This window comes from Crocosphaera sp. XPORK-15E (genome assembly GCF_034931425.1).
Classification (GTDB): domain Bacteria; phylum Cyanobacteriota; class Cyanobacteriia; order Cyanobacteriales; family Microcystaceae; genus UHCC-0190.
In genome coordinates this window covers 1-20,931 of record NZ_JAYGHQ010000015.1, presented here as the reverse complement: position 1 = coordinate 20,931, position 20,931 = coordinate 1, and the positions used below count along the sequence as shown (strand labels likewise).

The following is a 20,931-nucleotide window of genomic DNA, read 5'->3' as shown; positions in this document are numbered from 1 at the left end:
CAGCAGTTACAGAGAAGCTTTGAGTTTGACCTGCTAAGGTAACAGTACCATCACTCACACCGTAGGTTAAGGTAACAGCACCATTAAAGTCAGCAGTTGGGGTGAAGGTATAAGTTCCATCACCGTTATCAACTAAAGTACCGTTATCAGCAGTTAAACCAACAACAGAGAGGGTATCACCATCCACATCGCTGAAACCTGCTAATAAGTCAGCAGCAGTAATGATAATGGCTGTATCTTCAGCAGTGTTGCTTAAGGTAGCTTTAACACCCGATATATTCTCGGAGAACAGGGTATCGCCATTCTTATTCCCCACAAAAGCATCCAAGTCCCCATCCCCATCTATATCGGCAAAGGTGGGGGCAGCAAGACCAGCCACATTCGTCAAACCGAAGGGGTTGATGGCTTCTGGGGTAAAGGTGGGAACTTCTGCTGTTCCCGTGTTGCGGAAGAACAGAGTATTACCCTCAAAATTCCCCACAAAAGCATCCAAGTCCCCATCATTATCAACATCGGCAAAAGTGGGGGTAGCCCAGAACCCCCCATTTATCAAACCGAAGGGATTGCTGGCTTCTGGGGTAAAGGTGGGAACTTCTGCTGTTCCCGTGTTGCGGAAGAACAGGGTATCGCCGGGCTTATTCCCCACAAAAGCATCCAAGTCCCCATCATTATCAATATCGGCAAAGGTGGGGGCAGCAGAAAGCCCCACATTTATCAAACCGAAGGGATTGCTGGCTTCTGGGGTGAAGGTGGGAGCAGCCGCAGTTCCCGTGTTACGGAAGAACAGGGTATCGCCCGGCTTATTCCCCACAAAAGCATCCAAGTCCCCATCATTATCAATATCGGCTAAGGTGGGAGCGGCAAAACCCCCCACATTTATCAAACCGAAGGGGTTGCTGGCTTCTGGGGTGAAGTTGGGAGCCGCCGCAGTTCCCGTGTTACGGAAGAACAGGGTATCGCCTAAAATATTCCCCATAAAAGCATCCAAGTCACCGTCCCCATCAATATCGGCAAAGGTGGGTTTAGCAAAATACGCCACATTGGTCAGTCCGAGGGGGTTGGTTTGGACTGGAAGAAAATTAGTATCCTCTGTTGGAGCATCATTAACGGGAGTCACAGAGAAAGTCTGAGTTTGTCCGGGTAAGGTTACTTCGCCAATAACATCAGTAACGCCGTAGGAAAGGGTGACAGTACCATTAAAGTTAGCATGAGGAATGAAGGTATAAGTACCATCAAGGTTATCAACTAAAGTTCCGTTATTAGCCTTTAACTCGAATACAGACAGGGTATCACCTTCCACCGGATCACTAAAACCTGCTAACAAGTCAGAGGCATTGATAACAATGGGTGTATCTTCAGCAGTGTTGCTTAAAATGGCAGTAGGTGAACCAACAGGAGCATCATTAACGGGAGTCACATAAACCCTTAGAGTTTGTCCGCTTAAGGTATCTATGCCATCAGTAACACCGTAGGTAAGGGTGACAGTACCATTAAAGTTAGCATCAGGAGTAAAGGTATAAGTACCATTACCGTTATCCACTAAACTACCGTTGTCAGCCGTTAAGCCAGTTAAGGATAAGGTATCCCCATCAACATCACTATAATCAGCTAATAAGTCAGCAGCATTAATGATAATGGCTGTATCTTCAGGAGTAGTAACAGCGCGTTGATTCTCGAAGAACAAAACATTGCCATCCTGATTACCCACAAAAGCATCCAAGTCCCCATCCCCATCAATATCGGCTAAGGTGGGGGCAGCATGATCCGCCACATCCGTCAGTCCGAAGGGGTTGGTAATTGGGGTGATAAAATTGGGATCACCTGTGGGAGTGTTAACCGCAGTTACAGAGAAAGTCTGGGTTTGTCCGCTTAAGGTAACAGTACCATCACTGACACCGTAGGAAAGGGTAACAGTCCCATTAAAGTTGAGAGTTGGGGTGAAAGTATAAGTCCCATTATTGTTGTTGACTAAAGTGCCGTTATTCGCAGTTAAACCGACTACGGATAAGATATCACCAGCATCTACATCACTAAAACCTGCTAATAAGTCAGCAACAGTAATGATAATGGCTGTATCTTCAGCAGTGTTGCCTAAAGTAGCTGTGGGTGAACCAACGGGAGCATTATTAACTGGAGTAGTAGCGGATGTATTCTCGAAGAACACCGTATTGCCGGAAGTATTCCCCACAAAAGCATCCAAGTCCCCATCATTATCTATATCTACTAAGGTGGGGGCACCATAACTTCCCACATCCGTCAATCCGAAGGGGTTGGTTACAGGAGATGAAAAATTGGGATCACTCATGATTGATTAATTCCTCTAATTTGACAAAATTTTGGTGTTTTCAAGTTTTTAATGACAGAGTGACTAATCACCCAATTGCTTAAAAGCAACATAAGAATGAGTCACTTCCATCAAATAGGGTTCTAAATGTTTATGTACAAACTCCAGCATCGCCGGATTTTCCTGTTGCACTGCAAACAAACAGTAAGGCACTGTACTGTGGTTAAATTCTGGAGGGCATAATATTGAACAGTAGGTTGATCTAAAACCCCTATCTCAGCCGTTGTATCAGGTGTTTTGATCTGCTTATTCCTCTGACGAAACTCTCCGTTAATTTGAGGAGGTTGCCACTTTAGCCTTTGCAGTAGGGGTTCTAAGGCTGTATTAGTCAGTAAACTGGTGGAATAGGTCAAAACTAACTCTTGACATCCCTGAGTCTTTAACTCTCTTTCTAAATAAGCCACTAACCTTGTGCCAATACCTTGATGACGGTATTCAGGTAATACAAATAGAGAGATAATTTCCGCCGTTTCGGGGTTTAAACGTTCAGCTATGGCAAAACCCACCATTGACCCGTTAATAGAAGCTGAAAGTCCCGTTAATTCCCCTTTTGGCGGCGTTTTTTGCCAACGCTGCTGTAACCGAGGAAAAGTCAATTCATCGTAATCTAGGGCATTACTACTATTGAGGTGATACACCCGTTGATATTTGACCTCTGATGTCAAACCTTGCGCCCCTACCGGGGAAATTGGCTGATTTGTGGATGATGCCTTACTAGGTTGAGGTAAACCAGCAATAGGGGGAGTTGCGCCCTTACTGGGGCGTTTAGCCGTAGGTTTGGTGACAATAACGCCTCCACTCTCAGGAAACGTCACCAATCGTTGAATTTCATCCCCTTGTAACCCAATTGCTTCAGGTTGCCTTACCCCAGGTAAAACCACCACATCAAACAATTCTTCAATTACACCCTGAAAATATAGCCAATGCAGAGGTTTTCCCGTTTTCAGGTCAATCACCATTAAGCCACATTGGGGCTGATTTCCCTCAGACATGAGGCGTTTTTCTAAGCTTAACCCCGTGAAATTCTGAGAACGTAACTGAGACAAACCCACAAAGGCAAAATCACCAGAAAAAGCTAAACCTCGCACAAAACCAGGGCAAAACGTCACAGGAATAAATTTATTATCCTCAATATAGCCAAATTCTCCTGTACCCGAATTGAGTAGCCATAATTTCCCCTGATACCAACGGGGAGAATGGGGCATTGATAAACCCGACACAATAATCTCATTTTGCGCCACATCCATGACAATTCCCCCATCTAGGCGATGATTGCGCCATCCAGCAGCCGTATCCGTCCTACTACAAGCCGTAACGTAGGCAGGTTTCCCCTCCACCATGGCCAACCCATTGAGGTGACAGCGATCTTCCGGCACTAATTTCGAGATAAATGAGGGTTGCCACAGAGGAACAAAGCTATAATCGGGACTAAAACTCGATAAACAACTAAAATCAGTATTGACAAAAATTACTTGTTGTGCATTGTCCAATACTACGTCATGCACATTGAGATCACCAGTGATTTGAGCAGTACGGGGGATATATAGGCGATCGCATTCTTCATACATTTCCCCTGGTGCGAGGCAGTTATCAAACTGCCAAACTTGATAACGGGTACTCATGTAGAGGCTATCACCAGCCGCATATAGCCCCATTGGTTTGTCAAATAATCGCTCATGGACACTCAAACGTCCACTGGATTTGTGTCCAAGGAAAATTAGGCGATTGGTTTGGTAGGTAGTAAAGGCCAAACTTAGTTTTTGCGCGGCCAACCAGTCAGTTAAGTCAGGGGAGGCCACGACTTGCAGTTGCGTCGAGGATAAGCTCATTTTAATGTTGTTTACAAAAAGTATTGATACTTAGGAATCAAAAAAAAATAAATTCTACATTAGTGGTGGTGGTTTAGCAGCAGTAGCTAATAAAGCCGAAACCTTTAGTGGCTAAATTATTGTTAGGCATTTGTGATACAATTTCTAGATAAATAAATGAGTTTATCGACAGGGGAAATACCTAATTATTTAGATACTTCCCCGCAGTTTTCTTCCGTATTTGGGCTACGGAATTCTACTGGCCTTTAGTCTATCAAACACCCCCCGACTAACATGATCTTAAAATCGCAAGTTTTGAAAGGTTATGTACGGGGGCAATCGTTCGTTATCTCAAGCTTGAATGAGTTAAAGCCCAAAAAATATGTTAAAAGATGATTTCAGCCTAAATTTACCCAACGTATCCTTAAAACATTATTATGCTGAGGATGCTTATCTGTTCTACCAAAAGACGAAACCCGTAGAGATGGAAGCATGGCAACTAAGTTTAGGACAATTTACCGGCACGGTTTCACAGATTGCGACGGATAATATACAATTAGATCTACATCTGCATAATTCCGTAGTTAGATTTGAGGGGGTTTCTCCGTCTAATTGGGGCTTTAGTGTTCCTATGCGGGGAAATTTGCTCGCATTTGAGCAAAAATACGAATTAGAAGATAACTATATTATTATGGGGCCTCCGCAAGTTGGATTTGTAGGAATAGAGAAAAGGCCTCCTGCTACATATTTATTGACTTTTTCTCCGGATTTTTTACACAATCTTTGTCAAACCTTACATTTACCGGAACCGGAGATATTGGTTGCTAATAGTTGCTGTCGGGCTGTTGGTTGCACAGCCAAGCAAATGAAGTATTTACGTCAATCTTGTCAACAACTTCAGCAAACTTTTGCGAATGTTGTTAACAATCAAGAAAAACTAGCAACATTGGCAGTAGCTAATTGGTTTAAGCAACAGCTAGAGGTAGAAATAGCCCAACAATTGCTGCTGATTGTTGCCAAAGCTCAGAATATTAGCCCGAAAAAAGTAGTAATTCGACGCGCTACCGTACTTAAACAAGCAGAAGAATATATGCTTAGTAACCTCAAATCCCATATTACCTGTCAAGATATTTGTGAAGCTGTAGGAGTTAGCCAACGCACCCTAGAATATACGTTTAAGGATTTGTATGAAATTACGCCTAAAGCTTATTTAAAACGCTTACGTCTTAATTATCTGCGTCAATGCTTGCAAAAGTCTTCTCCTGAAGATAAAATCTTGGAATTTGCTCAAGATTTAGGGTTTATGCACCGAGGACAATTAGCCAACGATTATCAACAATTATTCGGCGAACTTCCATCAGAAACCTATAGATCGATAACAGTCTAATAACTCAACAGAATGTCGCAAGGAATCCCCGCACGACTGAGTGCGGGGGAGGAATTGCGACCAACAAATAAACCGCGCAGCGTCCATATAGAAGACTTAACAGGGATAAGAGAGCGCACCAATAAAATCATCAATAAAACATGAGGATACTATGGAATTTACCACCGATCGTCCTTATACAGAAACCAGTCTTCCCGATCATACCCAATTACCCGACTCTGATGGTACATTTGTGAAAAATTGGCAAGAACATCCCCAAAGTCTGTTACTCACAGCCTCTCTGACCCCAATTCTCAAACAATTACACCCTAATGGAGACTATTGTATTGGACAAGATTTAGGGATCTACTGGCGTATTATTGAGCCACCAGAACGAGGCGCCCAGGCTCCAGATTGGTTTTATGTTCCTAATGTTCCAGCTACTTTAAATGGTAAAACACGCCGTTCCTATGTCCTGTGGCAAGAATATATTTCCCCTTTAATTGCCTTAGAATTTGTGTCAGGAAATGGAGAAGAAGAAAGAGATAAAACGCCTTGGAAGGGTAAATTTTGGATTTATGAACAGGTCATTAAACCCGGCTTTTATGGGATTTACGAAGCGAGTAAAGCTAGTTTAGAAATGTATGAGTTAATTGGGGGAACCTATGAGTTATTATCACCCAATCAAAGAGGGCATTATGCCATTAAACATTTAAACGTTGAGATAGGGTTATGGCAAGGTGAATATCAAAATGTAGAGTTACCTTGGTTACGTTGGTGGGATTTAGAGGGTAATTTATTATTAGATGGAGATGAACGGGCTGAACTCGAACGGCAAAAAAGCGATCGCCTTATGGCTCAATTAAGGGCTTTAGGGGTAGAACCCGAACTGTAGTGGACTGACACAGCTAATTTGGCACTTAAATCCTAGTCAGAGCAAAGATTATAGCCGTCTCAACGCACCCTACACTCGTCGGCGATCGCACTGCCTTTCCGAGATGAAAGAAGTACAATGATTTCCGAACCTCACACACATTTGATCAATCAACTATTTGACAATGAAGTTCAACGATTGAACGAGTGAACTACCCCAACTAAACGCGGATTTATTTACTGTTTGGCATTTATCCCCACCTAAAATATGGGTATTTTTGATAGTATTTTTAGGTGGGGACTTCTGCCAACATTATGTTATACCTAAACAACTGCTAATTGATTAATACTGCCACTATAACCAGTAATTTCGATAATTGAATCAGTAGCAGCAGAGAAACCAGCTACACTATCATTCAAGGCTAAGAAAGTTTGCTTCGATGCACCACTACCAAAGGTAAAGGTAGCTGCTCCATTAGTCAAGAAATTAGCAGCCGTTAAGATTGCCTGAACATCTACTTCAGAAAGGCTATTAACTGTACCTAATTGAGCTAAATTAGCACTAGAAACGGCGTTAGGTCCATCAATGCTATCAGACCCAATTTTGAGGTCAGTAATGCGGTCATAACCAGATAAGAGAGAATCGCTGAAGTTATTATACTTAAAGGTATCAGCACCTTTACCACCTGTTAAGACATCGGCACCTGCACCACCAGAGATAATATCATCAGCACTACCCCCATCAATAGTGTCATTGCCAGCATTACCGAATAATTGGTCAATCCCGTTACCGCCGGAGAGTTGGTCATTTCCAACACCTGCATTAATAATATCAGAACCATTACCACCGATATAGGCGAAGTTTTCTACGGTTGTTGTAGTACCGTTAACTGCTTGAGTTAAATTACCGTTAGTATCATAGCTGTAGGTGGTTGTGCTATCAGCTACTCCATCGGCATTAGCATCAATGTTTTCGCTGGTTAACCGTCCATTGGCATCATAGTTATAGGTAATAATGATGTCAGCAGTGCCGTTATTACCGTTATCAGTGGTAGCAGTTGTCCGATTGCCGTTAGCATCATAAGTATAGCTAAAGGACTGATCAACTGTACCATCGTTGTTGCTGTCAACGGTTTGACCTGTTAAGTTATTGTTAGTATCGTAACTGTAACTGGTGACAGAATCAGCCGTACCATCATTGTTACTATCGAGACTCTCGGTAGCTAAATTGCCATTAGTATCGTAAGTATAGGCAACAGAACTATCAGCAATTCCATCTCCATTATTGTCAATGCTTTCACTCTGTAAGACACCAGTAAAGATACTGTATTGATAGCTAACAACTTGGTCAATCGTTCCATTTGTACCAAAGTCATAGCTGGCAGTATCAGTTACATAATTATAGGTGGAAGTAGTTGTGTAATCTACTATGCCATCTGCATCATTATCAACGCTTTCAGAAGTTTGGTTGCCATTAGCATCGTAGGTGTAAGTTCTGACAACATCAATCGTGCCATCTGCATTAGCATCAACGCTTTCAGAAGTTCTGTTGCCATTAGCATCGTAGGCGTAAGTTGTGACACGATCAACCGTGCCATTTGCACCAAAATCCTCGCTTTGAGAAGTTTGGTTGCCATTAGCATCGTAGGTGTAAGTTGTGAGAATATCAATCGTGCCATTTACATCAAAATCAACGCCTTCAGAAGTTCTGTTGCCATTAGCATCGTAGGTGTAAGTTGTGACAAGATTAACCGTGCCATTTGCATCACTATCAAAGCCTTTAGAAGTTAGGTTGCCATTAGCATCGTAGGTGTAAGTTGTGACAGTATCAATCGTGCCATTTGCATCATTATCTTTGCTTACAGAAGTTAGGTTGCCATTAGCATCGTAGGTGTTGGTATAAGTGTCTTGAGCGACAATTAAAGTACCAACTGAAGAGAATCCAAGTCCCACTTTGCCTGAAACTGAATTACCAAACTCGTCATATTCCTGTTCAACAACGAGTAAATCACCGATTCCATCTCCGTCCATATCACCAAAACCGATATCCAAACCGACAATCTGTGTTTTAATTGCACCATTATCGTAATAGGTTTGATAGCAGTGTTTACGTCAATCTTGTCAACAACTTCGGCAAACTTTTGCGAATTTTGTTAACAATCAAGAAAAACTAGAAACATTGGCAATATCTAATTGGTTTAAGCAACAGCTAGAGGTAGAAATAGCCCAACAATTGCTGCTGATTGTTGCCAAAGCTCAGAATATTAGCCCGAAAAAAGTAGTAATTCGACGCGCTACCGTACTTAAACAAGCAGAAGAATATATGCTTAGTAACCTCAAATCCCATATTACCTGTCAAGATATTTGTGAAGCTGTAGGAGTTAGCCAACGCACCCTAGAATATACGTTTAAGGATTTGTATGAAATTACGCCTAAAGCTTATTTAAAACGCTTACGCCTTAATCATCTTCGTCAATGCTTGCAACAGTCTTCTCCTGAAGATAAAATCTTGGAATTTGCTCAAGATTTAGGGTTTCTGCACCGAGGACAGTTAGCCAAAGATTATCAACAATTATTCGGGGAACTTCCCTCAGAAACCAAAGATCTTTCTAGTAGAAAGAGGAAATCCTGATTGGACAATTGAAATCCTCTCCCCAGAACAAAATGATCATCAATAGTCGCTAAAATTGAAGTAGTTTCTCTCACTTTTTCCCAACTATTTACCCCAAACCTTGTACCATAAACTTCACCATATTTTAAGCGAAAGTCTTCTAAACTTTCTGCATGAGATTTAGACAAAGCAGGAGAAGGGTAATCAGCATAAATTGTATCTCCATGCAAGATAAAAACCGAGAAATTTTTACTTTTACAGGTATTTTAGTATCAGTTATTTTAGCTGTTATTTTCCCCGTAATTACTTGAAAATTAGGATAAGTAGAATATTCAAAAATGATGTCACCAATATGATCACTCTGTCCCCATAAAACCCTTGACTGTTGTGTCGTATCTCCACTGGCAATATTAACCATAAAAACTCTATCCAAAATTGTGAGACAAACAAACTATATTTTATACTTTTAAGGCTAACCTTTTGAAGCACTAAGCAATAAAACTTTAATTTTCCGAGAAAAATCTCATCATGTTTACCATAAACTGCTATATTAAATAATTCATGAGTTTAAATCGAGGTTAATTCCTTGCAAAAACTACTTCGTATTGCCAGCATTATCGACAGTATCAACGAATGGATAGGCCGACTCAGTTATTGGCTAGTATTATGGATGGTATTAATTGGGGTTTGGAATGTCGTCGGACGATATTTGGGCAGATTTATTGGTGCAAGTTTAACATCTAATGGGTTAATTGAGGTGCAATGGTATTTGTTTGATCTAGTCTTCCTTTTAGGTGCAGCTTATACTCTCAAACATGATGAACACGTTAGAGTTGATTTATTGTATAAAGATTGGTCAGTAAAACGCAAAGCTTTAGTCAATTTCATTGGTGTATTTATCTTTTTAATCCCCTTTTGTTTGATGATTATTTTTTATTCTTGGGGAACAATTATTAACTCTTGGAACAGTTGGGAAATGTCCCCTGATCCTGGCGGTTTGCCTCGTTATCCCATTAAATCTATGATTATTGTCAGTTATATTTTACTGATAATTCAAGGCATTGCTGAAGCCATTAAAAATTGGGCTATTTTTACTGAACAATTAACCCCCCAGGAGGAACACCATGACCCTAGCTTATGAATGGTTAGGCCCTTTTATGTTTTTAGGGGCTTTAATTTTACTTTCTTTTGGTTATCCTGTTGCCTTTTCTTTGGGTGGTGTATCGATTATTTTTGCCATAATAGGTGTTGTTTTAGGAGTATTTGATCCCGTTTTTTTAAGTGCCTTACCTAGTCGAATTTTTGGCATTATGGGAAACTATACCCTTTTAGCAATTCCCTATTTTATCTTTTTGGGTTCAATGCTGGAAAAAACAGGCATTGCAGAAAGATTATTATTAACGATGGGGATTATATTTGGTAAACTCAGAGGTGGACTTGCTTTAGCGGTGGTAGTTGTGGGGGCATTACTAGCAGCAACTACCGGAGTTGTAGCGGCAACAGTTGTGGCTATGGGTTTAATTTCTCTGCCTATTATGTTACGTTATGGCTATAACAAAGAATTAGCTGCGGGGGTAATTATGGCATCAGGAACCCTCGGACAATTAATTCCCCCTAGTGTTGTTTTAGTGGTTTTGGGAGATCAATTAGGTGTTCCCGTTGGGGATTTATTTATAGGTGCAATTATTCCAGGATTAATGATGGCTGGAGTGTTTGCCCTTCATGTTATTATTGTGGCATTGTTACGGCCAGATGTGGCTCCTGCTTTGCCCCCAGAGGAAAGAAATATCGGCAAAAAAGCCTTAATGAAACAAGTCTTACAAGCTATGTTTCCTCCCTTATTATTAATTTTATTAGTGTTAGGAAGTATCTTTTTTGGCATTGCAACTCCGACAGAAGCAGGGGCAGTCGGTGCATTGGGAACGATGATTTTAGCTGCGTTTAATAAGCAGTTAAGTTGGGCATCAGTTAAACAAGTTTGTGATGCCACCTTACGCATTACAACCATGGTCATTTTTATTTTATTTGGTTCCACAGCTTTTAGTTTGGTCTTTCGAGGATTAAATGGTGATCACTTTATGTTGGATGTTTTAACCAACCTTCCTGGGGGAAAATATGGGTTTTTAGCGGTTAGTATGTTAACCATTTTCTTTTTGGGTTTCTTTATTGATTTCTTTGAAATTGCTTTTATTGTTATTCCAATTTTTAGGCCAGTTGCTGAAACATTAGGCATAGATTTACTGTGGTATGCAATAATCATTGGGGCCAATTTACAAACATCCTTTTTAACCCCACCCTTTGGATTTGCACTCTTTTATTTACGAGGTGTTGCCCCACCAGAATTAAAAACTGAAGACATTTATCGCGGGGCAATTCCTTTTATTTTGTTGCAAGTTTTAGTGCTTGTGTTAATCATTATTTTCCCTCCTTTAGTCAGTTTCTTGCCTTCTTTAAGTGCCGCAGGACATTAAGGAAGTCAGAAGATAATGTAAAATTTTGATGACGCTAAGAAGATTGACAAATAAACTTTTACCACAAAATTCTAATTGTATGCTAATATGGTTTATAGCAAATTCAATTCGCGCTAAGTATGTTGAAAGTTGTCAAGGTTCGGCTATACCCAAATACAGAACAACAACAGTTACTAGAACAAAGTTTTGGTAATGTTCGTTGGCTGTGGAACTATTGCCTAAACTTGATGAATCAGACATATTTGGATACTGGAAAAGGATTGTCAGGGTATGAAGTCAAAAAACTGATTCCTGGGCTTAAGAAAGAGTACGAATGGTTATCTTTAACTTACTCCCAGTGTCTACAACAAACCTGTTTAAACCTTGGGGTTGCCTTTAATAACTTTTTTGAACGTAGAGCAAGGTATCCTAAGTTTAAATCAAAACATGGTAAACAATGTATTCAGTATCCTCAAAACGTCAAGCTTACGAATCAATGCTTAAATCTCCCTAAAATAGGAGAAGTAAAAGCAGTAATCCACCGACCAATTGAAGGTAAGATTAAGACTGTCACCGTGTCTAAAAATAGCTGTAATCAATACTTTGCATCCGTTTTATTTGATGATGGTCAAGAGAAACCTGACTCAAATATAGAGGGAAAAGCAGTAGGCATTGACGTTGGCTTAACTCATTTTGCTATTACCAGTGACGGTTCTAAGTTTGATAATCCTCGATTTCTAACTAAACATGAAAAGAATTTAAAGCGGAAACAACAGCAACTATCTAGAAAGCAAGAAGGGTCTAATAACCGTAATATATCTAGAAAGAAAGTAGCTAGAGTTCACCGTAAAACAACTAACTGTCGTCAAGATTTTCTACATAAACTATCTCGTAGGATAGTAGACGAAAACCAAGTCATTGTGACAGAGAATCTTAATGTCAAAGGCATGATGAAAAACCACTGTCTAGCTAAAGCAATCGCACAAGTCGGATGGGGAATGTTCATGACCATGCTTAAATACAAAGCAGAAAATGAGGGGAAAATTTATCAAGAAGTCGATAGGTTTTTCCCTTCATCAAAAACTTGTCATTTTTGCTTAAATCAGGTGGGTAGTTTACCGCTTGATATAAGACATTGGACTTGTGAAAACTGCCAAACAAAACACGACAGGGATGTTAACGCCGCAATCAACCTCAGAGATGAGGGACTACGAATTTTGACCTGTGGGACGCGGGATAAAGCTTATCGTCAGACTGTAAGTCGTAGTAATAGAGGACGCAAGAAATCTACTACTGCGCTTGTCTCTGGGTAAAAAGCCCGCGCTGTACCGCTTCGGTCAGCGTCGGGACAGTTCACTAAATATTCTCTACAGAGAAAACGCTAAAATCTGAACAATGGTGACTAGAAAGCGTCTCTTGTATTGAAGTTGCCTATTCCAAATCGCTAAGGAAACATTATTTTATGTATAAATCGATTGTAGTGGGAGGAGTGATGGCTATTGTTGGGTTATCGGTGCCAACAACAGTCATGGCTCAATTTCAAGTTCCCTTATCCTCAACCGTAGAATCCGCCCAAGCCTCACAACCAGCAGTAAGCCCCTTAGAATTGCAACAATTTGTCCAAGTAATTAAGCAATTCCAAAAAATTGAGATGCAAACTCAACAACAAATGGCTAAAGCTATCGGTAAAGAGGGATTAACCCCCCAAAGATTTGTCGAAATTAATGAAAGTCAAAGAAATCGCAATCCCCAGGCTAATGTCTCCCCTGACGAGTTAGATAAATTTAAAAAAGCCGTGCTTAAAGTTAATGAAATTATGGATTCTTCGGAAACAAAGCGACAACGTACCGTAGAAACCCAAGGACTAGAGCTTAAGCGGTTTCTAGAAATAGAGTCCACGATTTCCCAAAATAAAGCCTTACAAGCCAGAGTACAGCAAATGCTGGGGAATTAGAATTAGTCCCGCTTTGTAGAGACGTTATGTATAACGTCTCTACAAAGTCACCCGAATAATTTAGTCTTCAACAGCAACAGCTTCTGGTGCTTCTGCTTCTACAGTAGCTTCTACAGGTGCTTCTACAGGTGCTTCCACAGGCACCTCTATTGCAGCTTGTACAGGTGCTTGTACTTGTACAGGTGCTTGTACAGGTACTGGCACTTCTTCTTCTGGTGCTTCTTCTTCTGTATTGTCTGAAGCCACTGCATCTAACTTAATAGTTAGATAACGCATTACTTGTTCCCCTAAACGCATCATTCTTTCTAAGGGCGCAATTTGTGTCCCATCTGCTTGATAGTTCATTTGAACGTAAATGCCATCAACTTTTTTTTGAATGGGATAAGCAAGACGGCGTTTTCCCCAAATCTTGGTTTGAAGGTCTGTGGCCTTATTTTCAGTTAAAAATTCCTGATATTTGCTCACTTCTTGTTTAACCTGCTCTTCCGACAAATCAGGACGCAGGATATAAATCATTTCGTAACATTGACTCATTGAGTTAAACTCCTTATGGACAGTTTGGCTTCTTAATTGGTCATCACATAGACCTTGAGAAGCAAGGATTATGGAAACTAATCAAGACAGGAAGATGTCTTGGGAACAGATTCCTTTAAAATCATACTACGACGGCATGACTAATTGCTACTATATGGGATGGCATATAGTAGAAGTCAGAAGTTTGAAGTCAGAAGTCAGAAGTAAAACCCTTATGAGTAGTGGTTTTAAACCTAATGCTTTGTACCTCATTCAACTGCACACCCCTATATTCGTCTTTTCTTAACCTAACTGACTGCTCAATCTTATGGCGCAACGCTACGTTCGAGTAAAAACAACTCAAGGCAACATTCATTACGGCTCCCTTAATCTTAACCGCAGTGTGGCGGTTTTTGATACTGCCCCTTGGGAGGGAGGACAACCGAGTGGAGTGGTTTTAAAAGCAGATACCTACGATTTCTTAGCTCCTTGCGCTCCCTCTAAAATTGTCGCGGTGGGCAGAAATTATCGGGCCCATGCTGCTGAGTTAGGTAATACCGTCCCAGAGGAACCATTATTATTCCTCAAACCCCCTTCAACTCTCATCGGGGAAGGACAAACCATTTATTATCCTGTACAGTCTCAACGAGTAGATTATGAAGGGGAACTTGCTTTAATTATTGGGGAAACTACAAAAGATTGCTCACCCCAAGACGCTCGCTATAAAATTTGGGGCTATACTATCGCTAATGATGTTACAGCCCGTGATTTGCAGCAAAAAGACAGTCAATGGACAAGGGCAAAAGGATTTGATAGTTTTTGTCCTTTGGGCCCTTGGGTGATTCGAGAATTGAGTGCTGGAGCAAAAATTCAGACTTTTATTAACAATGAATCTAAACCAAGACAATCAGCTTTGGTTCAAGATATGGTATTCTCCCCTCAAGCTCTTGTTTCTTATATTTCTCATATTATGACCTTGCTGCCTGGGGATGTGGTTTTAACGGGTACACCGGAAGGTGTGGGGCCCCTTGCGGTAGGGGATATAGTTAGGATTGAAATTGAAGGCATTGGTGGTCTAGAAAACTCTGTCATGGCAGTGGTTGAACCGTCTTAACCTACCATCGCACCTGAGAATAAGCGGCCTCAGAAATCGTAGGAATTTCCGCATAGCGTCCTAATGCTGATTGAATCATGGAAAAATAGGACGCAGCTAGTCCCCCCAAGAAAATGACATTAAATAGGGTTTCCATCAGGATGTTATCTGACCCTAATGCTGGAATAAGAACCCATTGCATTACCAAGTCTAATAGGGCTAACAGAATTCCAATTAGAATAGATTGCATTGCATTATAACGGATAAAATGGCTTACTCTTTCATTACGGACAACGGCTAAAAATAAAATCATAAACACGATAAAGCTACCAAACTGCCCAAAAAACTGCCCAAAAACTCCGTAAATAAAGCCAATAGGAACCGCAGGAATGAGCAGAAAATTGAACAAGGGAAACTGATTTAATAAGAAACTGCCAAAAGACAGGGTGTCAAAAATGGCGAAACAATAGACTAAGGTTCCAAAAATACGGTCTGTAATGCCGATAGACCCACGCCACGTCATTGTTTATTGCTCCTTTACAAAATTATTACGCGCTATTCTTACAATGTACAACATTTGTTTAGATTACGGTTAGACTGTTGTGCATTTTATTTATTATTCATCACTTTAAATCTAATAATCCTTGTCCTTTCAGTTTAGGGTTAAAGCGTATTTCCATTTGATTACCTCTGTTTTTTAAAGTTTCTATTATTTCTGCTTCAACTCGTCTGGCCACTTGTTTTAACAGTTTAGTTTGAGTCAGTTCATCGCCTTTATTATAGGTTTCTTTTTCTTCTGCTGTCATCCCAGGTTTAGCATCAATAGGTTGAGTCCAAGCGGCTTGGTTTTCTTCATTACTTACACTTAAATCGCCATTTTCAGCAAGCCAATTATTCTTTATTTCTTCTAAAATTGTGCGACTGGGACGAGTAATAGTCTGAACTTTTAGCCAATAACAATAATTAGGTTGACGGATTAAATGCTGTTTTAAACTAGAATAAATATCACGAGAATAGCCAACAAATTGCAGTTTTTTCTCTTGATCAAAAATACTATAAACCCCGATTTTGCTCTGTAAATCTTCGGCAATGAGTCCATTTTCATCAAGATAGGGTAAATATTCTAAGCTGTTGAGTGTGGTGATTTCAGTTTGAGTTGTCATAGGAAATATTGAGGAAAATAATTAGACTAATTTAACAGAAAATTATTTTATTTTACGGTAAATCCCACAAAGACGACTAGGATTAAAAATTTTTGCCTTAAACATAAAATTAGGGGGAACATTAATAATAATGTAATCATCAGAATTGTAATACATTTCAAATTCTGGTGGCATTCCTTTGGGAGTTTGGATACTATAAGGAACAGGTTGAAACAAAATTTCTGTAAATTCGAGGGAAGTTTCTGGTAATTGTTGACTAATTTGCTGAATAAAGTCTGAATTAGTTAATAAACTAAATAAGGTTTCTTTTGCTTCTGGGGTAAGGGTAAAACTAGCATCAAAGTTTTCAACAATTTTTAGACCCATTATTCTCAAGAGATTCAATATTAAGGAACTTTAGCTATCATACATGAAAACCATGAACCGATTACAAGCATTATGGCTGATTTTGTAATGAGACTTAACATTATCTCGATGTATAGCGTTTACATCAGAATTGTCAACACTGTAACACAAGCATACTTCGACAAGCTGTTATTGAATTTCGACTTCGCGGCAATTGAATTTCGACTTCGCGGCAATTGAGCGAAGTCGAAATTCAATTGCCGCGCAGTCGAAGTAAGTCGAAATTGTTATTGAGCGTAGCCGAAACTTGTGCTGAGCTTGTCGAAGTATACAGTACAAGTCTTGCTTATGACAGCCTAGAAGGCTGTGTTACTTTTTACATCTTAAATGTAAATACGATACATCGAGATATTGTTAAGTAAATATTGCAAAATCTTACAAGAAAATAAATTAAGAGAAAAAGACTGACAGAAACTGATAAGATGGTCATGAGGCATCGTCAACAACATCAGTAAATTCGAGCTTTTTAAATATAAAAAAGCCTTGAATTTTGTAGTCTAATTTTCCTCAAAATTAGACAAAAATAATTATTTTTACATCAGGAGAATTACAATGATTTTAACAACAACCTACATGGGACTTACCCTAAAATCGCCTCTTGTCGTGGGTTCTTGCGCCCCATTAACCGAAGACATTGATAACATTAAACGCATGGAAGATTCAGGGGCATCTGCTGTTATTCTTCACTCATTTTTTGAAGAACAATTAAGACAAGAAAGACTAGAATTACATCATCATTTAACCTATGGAACCGAAAGTTTTGCCGAAGCATTAACCTACTTTCCAGAACCCGAAATTTTTCATGTTGGTTCCGAAGAATATTTAAACCATATTCGCAAGGCTAAAGAAATGGTAGATATGCCAATTATTGGTAGTATTAACGGGTCTACTTTAGGGGGTTGGTTAGACTATTCCCAACAAATTGAACAAGCAGGGGCCGACGCATTAGAATTAAATATTTATTATGTTCCCACAGATTTAGACATTCCTGGGGGAGAAATTGAGCAGAACTATTTAGACATTTTACGGGCCGTTAAAGCTGAGATAAATATTCCTGTAGCTGTTAAAATCAGTCCCTATTTTAGTAATATGGCTAATATGGCAAAACGTCTTAGTGAAGCAGGGGCCGATGGCTTAGTTTTATTTAACCGTTTCTATCAACCAGATATTGATTTAAGCAACCTTGAAGTTTATCCCAATGTCCTTTTAAGTACCCCCCAAGCTATGCGTCTTCCCATGCGTTGGATCGCCATTTTATATGGAAAAATTGAGGCCGACTTAGCCGCTACCAGTGGCATACACAATTCAACAGATGTGATCAAAATGGTCATGGCCGGGGCAAAAATCACGCAAGTAGTTAGTGCCTTATTACGTCATGGAATTCACTATTTAAGCACCTTAGAAGAAGGAGTTCGTAACTGGATGGAAGAAAACGAATATGAGTCCATTCAACAAATGCAAGGCAGTTTAAGTCAACTTAATTGTCCCGATCCTACCGCATTTGAACGGGCCCAATATATGAAGGCCTTACAAACCTATGCCCCTATTTGGCAAGCCCGTTAATCCTAATAGTCTTAGTAAGAGAAATTTTGTTAAATCTCTTAACATTAAGGAGAAAAATTATGCAAACCAAACGTATTGGTATTTTAACCAGTGGGGGTGACTGCCCTGGGTTAAATGCAGTGATTCGGGCCGTAGTAAAAGCATCTGAACTTAGGGAATGGACAGTTTATGGCATTCCTTACGGGACAGATGGATTTATCAACATTGCTAAAGATGAATGTTCACCAGATGATCTGATCCTCACAGACAAATGTTATCAATTACCTGGCAGAATTAGAGGGTTAGATGTTTTACAATTTTTTAGTGGCAGTGTGTTAGGTTCAATCAGTAAAGGTCATCCCGAAAACCCAGAGGTTAAGGCAAATATTCTGGAGGGTTATAGAATGTTGGGACTAGATGCCTTAATTGTTGTTGGGGGTGATGGTAGTCTCGATATTATTTATGACTTAGCTAAAGCAGGGAATTGGAACATTGTAGCGATTCCCAAAACCATTGATAATGATGTTCCTGACACAGAATTCTCGGTCGGTTTTACCACCGCCGTCGAAATTGTCACCCAAGCATTATATGATCTCACCTTTACTGCGGCCAGTCACGAACGGATTATGATTGTGCAAGCAATGGGGAGAGATGCCGGACATTTAGCCTTACGGGGTGGAATTGCTGGCGGGGCCGACATTATCCTAATTCCTGAACTGACACCTTGTTTAAGCTTAGATGTTATTGATGACTGTTGTCACCACCTGTTGAAGTTACGAGAGTCTGGCCGTCATTTTGCCCTAGTAGTTATTGCAGAAGGAGTGAAAACCCAAGATCAACGAAAAGAGTCCTATATTGGGGATTATCTGCTGCAACAAATCAAAGAATATAGCCAGATTTTGTGTCATGAAGGACATCAGGACTTTTGTACCCTAAAAGACGTTGATATGCGAGTCACCGTCTTAGGACATTTACAAAGGAGTCATCCTCCTGTAGCCTGGGATCGTTTATTAGCAACCGCTTTCGGCATTAAAGCCGTTGAATTAATTGAAAATAATCATTATGATCGTTTGGTAGTTTGGCAAAAAGGCCAAGTTGAGAGTGAGTCTCTTTCCTCAATTATTACCACCATTAAAGAACGCCGTCAGAAAAAACAGTGTACATCTCCCGTAAACCCTCATGACTGTTTGGTCAAAACCGCGCGATCGCTGGGAATTTATCTCGGTGATCCAGAAAAATCCAAAAACCCTAGTAATTTAGATAACCTTTGATGTATAATGGATATTCGTGACCCCATTAGGAGAGGTGGCCGAGCGGTTGAAGGCGCAGCACTGGAAATGCTGTTTAGGGGTAACTTTAACGAGGGTTCGAATCCCTCCCTCTCCGTAACCCTTTAAGGGAATCAGATAAAAGCTTGTAACAATGATATTGGCTTATGAGTAAATCAACCCGTTTTCAGCGATCGCCTGTTACCTTAGCTTTCCTTCTGTCCTGTCTCATCACTATCATCGTGTATGTTTTGAGAGGGGTGGGTATTCTAGGCTTTATTCCTGGAGGGGTGATTTTATTGTTGATTACCGTGTCAGGTTTCCTAGGAATTTTGTACGGGGTGCAAATGACCAGACGTTTTTAGGAAGAAAGTGGCTCAAATACTGATAATATATAGTTCTTTGGAAATCGATCTATATATGGGTAAAGCTTAGGTGCATAATGACATCAGTTTTGCCAATCAATCCTATGAACACCAGAAATTATGACTGGAAAAGCATTCAATGGTAATCCTGCCGCCTTTCTCATCTTCATCCTGCCCTTAGCAGCAGTCATTGTACTACTCTATAAAGCTTGGATGTGGATACTGGGATTTGTTGCCTTAATTGTTGTCTGGAAACTGATCGACAATTATCAATGGCAGCAATGGTGTACAAGGATGAATCCCATCTTCAATCAATTGCTACAACAGAATCAAGGACGTATCACACCCCTAGATTTATCCCTCAAAGCCGATTTAAGTGCCGGGAGTGCTAAGCGGTTTCTTGCTAGAAAAGCTCAAGAATACGGGGCTAATTATCAAGAATTACCAGAACAGGGTAGAATTTATTTCTTTATTACGGCCAGTACCCTAGGCAGCATTTTCGATGACAGTGAACCCTTGACAGAGGAAGCTGAGCCGGAGAAACTCGAAGATCTTTGGGATGATGAAGAGGAAGAAATTGACATTCCAGAAACCTATTCGGTGACAGAGAAAACGCCAACCATTTCCGAAGCGACACCCCCTCAACCTCTATCGAGTCCTTTTGCTCAACTAGCGGAGCTTAAAGAAGAACGACAACAACTTAATCAAGCTGTTAGCGAAACTCCCTCCTTGTCTGATCTTACCCCCGTTTCAGAGATCTCATCAGACCATTTACTCCCCACCGAAGAAAGCCCCGAACCACCGCCACCCCAGGAAACTGAAACAGTTACTAACCCTGAGACAAAACAGAAATTTACCCTAATTCAAGTAGATTTGGCAAAACGGTTAGATACAACCCCCAGTACCATTGGTCGGCGTAAAGGAGAAGCCAATTTTTCTGAGTGGAGTCAGAGTAAAGATCCTGATGGCATTGCCTGGAAATATCTGAGAAAATCCAAAGTGTTTATTCCCGTTGATCCTGAGAAGCGTCAAATTTGACCATCTTTCCCTAACAATTCAGAAGAAACCTAAGACTTATGACTTAGGTTTCTATTTTGTTAGATGGTACTTGAATTAACTTATTTAGCTCCTCCGCGAGAAGCCCCGCGCTCTATCTGTACTCGGATGAGCGTCGGG

At 40.3% G+C, this 20,931-nt stretch carries 21 protein-coding genes and 1 tRNA gene; 14 read left to right on the top strand and 8 right to left on the bottom strand.

Annotated features, from left to right (window positions below):
* Together VB691_RS16840 and VB691_RS16835 are read right to left on the bottom strand one after the other, a co-directional pair.
* Positions 1 to 2,305: cadherin-like domain-containing protein (locus tag VB691_RS16840; protein WP_323292677.1), on the bottom strand; the 2,305-nt coding region annotated here is incomplete at its 3' end.
* A gap of 122 nt (positions 2,306 to 2,427) precedes the next feature.
* Complete coding sequence (locus VB691_RS16835) at positions 2,428 to 4,173, bottom strand: TIGR03032 family protein (protein WP_323292676.1); 1,746 nt, start codon at positions 4,171 to 4,173, stop codon at positions 2,428 to 2,430.
* Between the two features lie 361 nt (positions 4,174 to 4,534).
* On the opposite strand from VB691_RS16835, the gene VB691_RS16830 reads away from it, so the two are divergent.
* A complete protein-coding gene (locus VB691_RS16830; RefSeq protein ID WP_323292675.1) occupies positions 4,535 to 5,539 on the top strand; it encodes a helix-turn-helix domain-containing protein in 1,005 nt (334 codons plus the stop codon).
* Positions 5,540 to 5,690: 151 nt separating this feature from the next.
* Positions 5,691 to 6,413 carry a Uma2 family endonuclease gene (locus VB691_RS16825; RefSeq protein ID WP_323292674.1) on the top strand — a complete coding sequence of 241 codons (723 nt, stop codon included), beginning with the start codon at positions 5,691 to 5,693 and terminating at the stop codon, positions 6,411 to 6,413.
* Between the two features lie 302 nt (positions 6,414 to 6,715).
* Here the strand turns inward: VB691_RS16825 and VB691_RS16820 are convergent, their stop codons facing one another.
* Entirely contained in the window at positions 6,716 to 8,443 is a 1,728-nt protein-coding gene (locus tag VB691_RS16820) for a bluetail domain-containing putative surface protein (RefSeq protein ID WP_323292673.1), read from the bottom strand.
* A 127-nt stretch (positions 8,444 to 8,570) separates the two neighbouring features.
* On the opposite strand from VB691_RS16820, the gene VB691_RS16815 reads away from it, so the two are divergent.
* A complete protein-coding gene (locus VB691_RS16815; protein ID WP_323292672.1) occupies positions 8,571 to 9,023 on the top strand; it encodes a helix-turn-helix domain-containing protein in 453 nt (150 codons plus the stop codon).
* A 139-nt stretch (positions 9,024 to 9,162) separates the two neighbouring features.
* Here VB691_RS16815 and VB691_RS16810 read toward each other — a convergent pair whose 3' ends face one another.
* On the bottom strand, positions 9,163 to 9,420 hold the full coding sequence (locus VB691_RS16810; RefSeq protein WP_323292671.1) for a hypothetical protein: 258 nt from the start codon (positions 9,418 to 9,420) through the stop codon (positions 9,163 to 9,165).
* Positions 9,421 to 9,588: 168 nt separating this feature from the next.
* Here VB691_RS16810 and VB691_RS16805 point away from each other — a divergent pair, with 168 nt between their 5' ends.
* The 4 genes from VB691_RS16805 (at position 9,589) to VB691_RS16790 (ending at position 13,406) form a co-directional block, all read left to right on the top strand.
* Positions 9,589 to 10,143: a TRAP transporter small permease subunit gene (locus tag VB691_RS16805; RefSeq protein WP_323292670.1), complete on the top strand. Its 555-nt coding sequence runs from the start codon at positions 9,589 to 9,591 to the stop codon at positions 10,141 to 10,143.
* Entirely contained in the window at positions 10,127 to 11,473 is a 1,347-nt protein-coding gene (locus VB691_RS16800) for a TRAP transporter large permease subunit (protein ID WP_323292669.1), read from the top strand. Before VB691_RS16805 ends, VB691_RS16800 begins: the two co-directional genes overlap by 17 nt.
* A 119-nt stretch (positions 11,474 to 11,592) precedes the next feature.
* Positions 11,593 to 12,765, top strand: a complete 1,173-nt coding sequence (locus VB691_RS16795; protein ID WP_323292668.1) for an RNA-guided endonuclease TnpB family protein — start codon at positions 11,593 to 11,595, stop codon at positions 12,763 to 12,765.
* 149 nt (positions 12,766 to 12,914) lie between these two features.
* Positions 12,915 to 13,406, top strand: coding sequence for a DUF4168 domain-containing protein (locus VB691_RS16790; protein WP_323292667.1), 492 nt, complete (start codon positions 12,915 to 12,917; stop codon positions 13,404 to 13,406).
* 60 nt (positions 13,407 to 13,466) lie between these two features.
* Here the strand turns inward: VB691_RS16790 and rpsF are convergent, their stop codons facing one another.
* Positions 13,467 to 13,940, bottom strand: coding sequence for a 30S ribosomal protein S6 (gene rpsF, locus VB691_RS16785; protein ID WP_323292666.1), 474 nt, complete (start codon positions 13,938 to 13,940; stop codon positions 13,467 to 13,469).
* Positions 13,941 to 14,010: 70 nt separating this feature from the next.
* Between rpsF and VB691_RS16780 the strand changes: the two genes are divergently transcribed.
* Both VB691_RS16780 and VB691_RS16775 read left to right on the top strand, forming a co-directional pair.
* Positions 14,011 to 14,226: a hypothetical protein gene (locus VB691_RS16780; protein WP_323292665.1), complete on the top strand. Its 216-nt coding sequence runs from the start codon at positions 14,011 to 14,013 to the stop codon at positions 14,224 to 14,226.
* A gap of 21 nt (positions 14,227 to 14,247) precedes the next feature.
* On the top strand, positions 14,248 to 15,033 hold the full coding sequence (locus VB691_RS16775) for a fumarylacetoacetate hydrolase family protein (RefSeq protein ID WP_323292664.1): 786 nt from the start codon (positions 14,248 to 14,250) through the stop codon (positions 15,031 to 15,033).
* 1 nt (position 15,034) lies between these two features.
* On the opposite strand, the gene VB691_RS16770 is transcribed toward VB691_RS16775, so the two are convergent.
* From VB691_RS16770 to VB691_RS16760, 3 genes are all read right to left on the bottom strand, one after another.
* Positions 15,035 to 15,535, bottom strand: a complete 501-nt coding sequence (locus VB691_RS16770) for a Tic20 family protein (protein ID WP_323292663.1) — start codon at positions 15,533 to 15,535, stop codon at positions 15,035 to 15,037.
* 100 nt (positions 15,536 to 15,635) lie between these two features.
* Positions 15,636 to 16,175, bottom strand: coding sequence for a GIY-YIG nuclease family protein (locus VB691_RS16765; protein WP_323292662.1), 540 nt, complete (start codon positions 16,173 to 16,175; stop codon positions 15,636 to 15,638).
* 42 nt (positions 16,176 to 16,217) lie between these two features.
* Positions 16,218 to 16,541 carry a hypothetical protein gene (locus VB691_RS16760; protein ID WP_323292661.1) on the bottom strand — a complete coding sequence of 108 codons (324 nt, stop codon included), beginning with the start codon at positions 16,539 to 16,541 and terminating at the stop codon, positions 16,218 to 16,220.
* A gap of 591 nt (positions 16,542 to 17,132) precedes the next feature.
* On the opposite strand from VB691_RS16760, the gene VB691_RS16755 reads away from it, so the two are divergent.
* From VB691_RS16755 to VB691_RS16735, 5 genes are all read left to right on the top strand, one after another.
* Positions 17,133 to 18,143 carry a dihydroorotate dehydrogenase-like protein gene (locus tag VB691_RS16755; protein WP_323292660.1) on the top strand — a complete coding sequence of 337 codons (1,011 nt, stop codon included), beginning with the start codon at positions 17,133 to 17,135 and terminating at the stop codon, positions 18,141 to 18,143.
* Between the two features lie 59 nt (positions 18,144 to 18,202).
* Positions 18,203 to 19,393 (top strand): ATP-dependent 6-phosphofructokinase, encoded by a 1,191-nt coding sequence (locus VB691_RS16750; RefSeq protein WP_323292659.1) that lies wholly within the window; start codon positions 18,203 to 18,205, stop codon positions 19,391 to 19,393.
* Between the two features lie 28 nt (positions 19,394 to 19,421).
* Positions 19,422 to 19,508 (top strand) — tRNA-Ser (locus tag VB691_RS16745).
* 49 nt (positions 19,509 to 19,557) lie between these two features.
* Positions 19,558 to 19,755 (top strand): hypothetical protein, encoded by a 198-nt coding sequence (locus VB691_RS16740; RefSeq protein ID WP_323292658.1) that lies wholly within the window; start codon positions 19,558 to 19,560, stop codon positions 19,753 to 19,755.
* 120 nt (positions 19,756 to 19,875) lie between these two features.
* Positions 19,876 to 20,793, top strand: a complete 918-nt coding sequence (locus VB691_RS16735; protein ID WP_323292657.1) for a hypothetical protein — start codon at positions 19,876 to 19,878, stop codon at positions 20,791 to 20,793.
* Positions 20,794 to 20,931 lie beyond the last annotated feature (138 nt).

Bases quoted from the DNA above. Each gene is read 5' to 3' on its own strand.
- VB691_RS16835 (WP_323292676.1), bottom strand. From the start codon at position 4,173: ATGAGCTTATCCTCGACGCAACTGCAAGTCGTGGCCTCCCCTGACTTA.
- VB691_RS16830 (WP_323292675.1), top strand. From the start codon at position 4,535: ATGTTAAAAGATGATTTCAGCCTAAATTTACCCAACGTATCCTTAAAA.
- VB691_RS16825 (WP_323292674.1), top strand. From the start codon at position 5,691: ATGGAATTTACCACCGATCGTCCTTATACAGAAACCAGTCTTCCCGAT.
- VB691_RS16810 (WP_323292671.1), bottom strand. From the start codon at position 9,420: ATGGTTAATATTGCCAGTGGAGATACGACACAACAGTCAAGGGTTTTA.
- VB691_RS16800 (WP_323292669.1), top strand. From the start codon at position 10,127: ATGACCCTAGCTTATGAATGGTTAGGCCCTTTTATGTTTTTAGGGGCT.
- VB691_RS16795 (WP_323292668.1), top strand. From the start codon at position 11,593: ATGTTGAAAGTTGTCAAGGTTCGGCTATACCCAAATACAGAACAACAA.
- VB691_RS16790 (WP_323292667.1), top strand. From the start codon at position 12,915: ATGTATAAATCGATTGTAGTGGGAGGAGTGATGGCTATTGTTGGGTTA.
- rpsF (WP_323292666.1), bottom strand. From the start codon at position 13,940: ATGAGTCAATGTTACGAAATGATTTATATCCTGCGTCCTGATTTGTCG.
- VB691_RS16780 (WP_323292665.1), top strand. From the start codon at position 14,011: ATGGAAACTAATCAAGACAGGAAGATGTCTTGGGAACAGATTCCTTTA.
- VB691_RS16775 (WP_323292664.1), top strand. From the start codon at position 14,248: ATGGCGCAACGCTACGTTCGAGTAAAAACAACTCAAGGCAACATTCAT.
- VB691_RS16770 (WP_323292663.1), bottom strand. From the start codon at position 15,535: ATGACGTGGCGTGGGTCTATCGGCATTACAGACCGTATTTTTGGAACC.
- VB691_RS16765 (WP_323292662.1), bottom strand. From the start codon at position 16,175: ATGACAACTCAAACTGAAATCACCACACTCAACAGCTTAGAATATTTA.
- VB691_RS16760 (WP_323292661.1), bottom strand. From the start codon at position 16,541: ATGGGTCTAAAAATTGTTGAAAACTTTGATGCTAGTTTTACCCTTACC.
- VB691_RS16755 (WP_323292660.1), top strand. From the start codon at position 17,133: ATGATTTTAACAACAACCTACATGGGACTTACCCTAAAATCGCCTCTT.
- VB691_RS16750 (WP_323292659.1), top strand. From the start codon at position 18,203: ATGCAAACCAAACGTATTGGTATTTTAACCAGTGGGGGTGACTGCCCT.
- VB691_RS16740 (WP_323292658.1), top strand. From the start codon at position 19,558: ATGAGTAAATCAACCCGTTTTCAGCGATCGCCTGTTACCTTAGCTTTC.
- VB691_RS16735 (WP_323292657.1), top strand. From the start codon at position 19,876: ATGACTGGAAAAGCATTCAATGGTAATCCTGCCGCCTTTCTCATCTTC.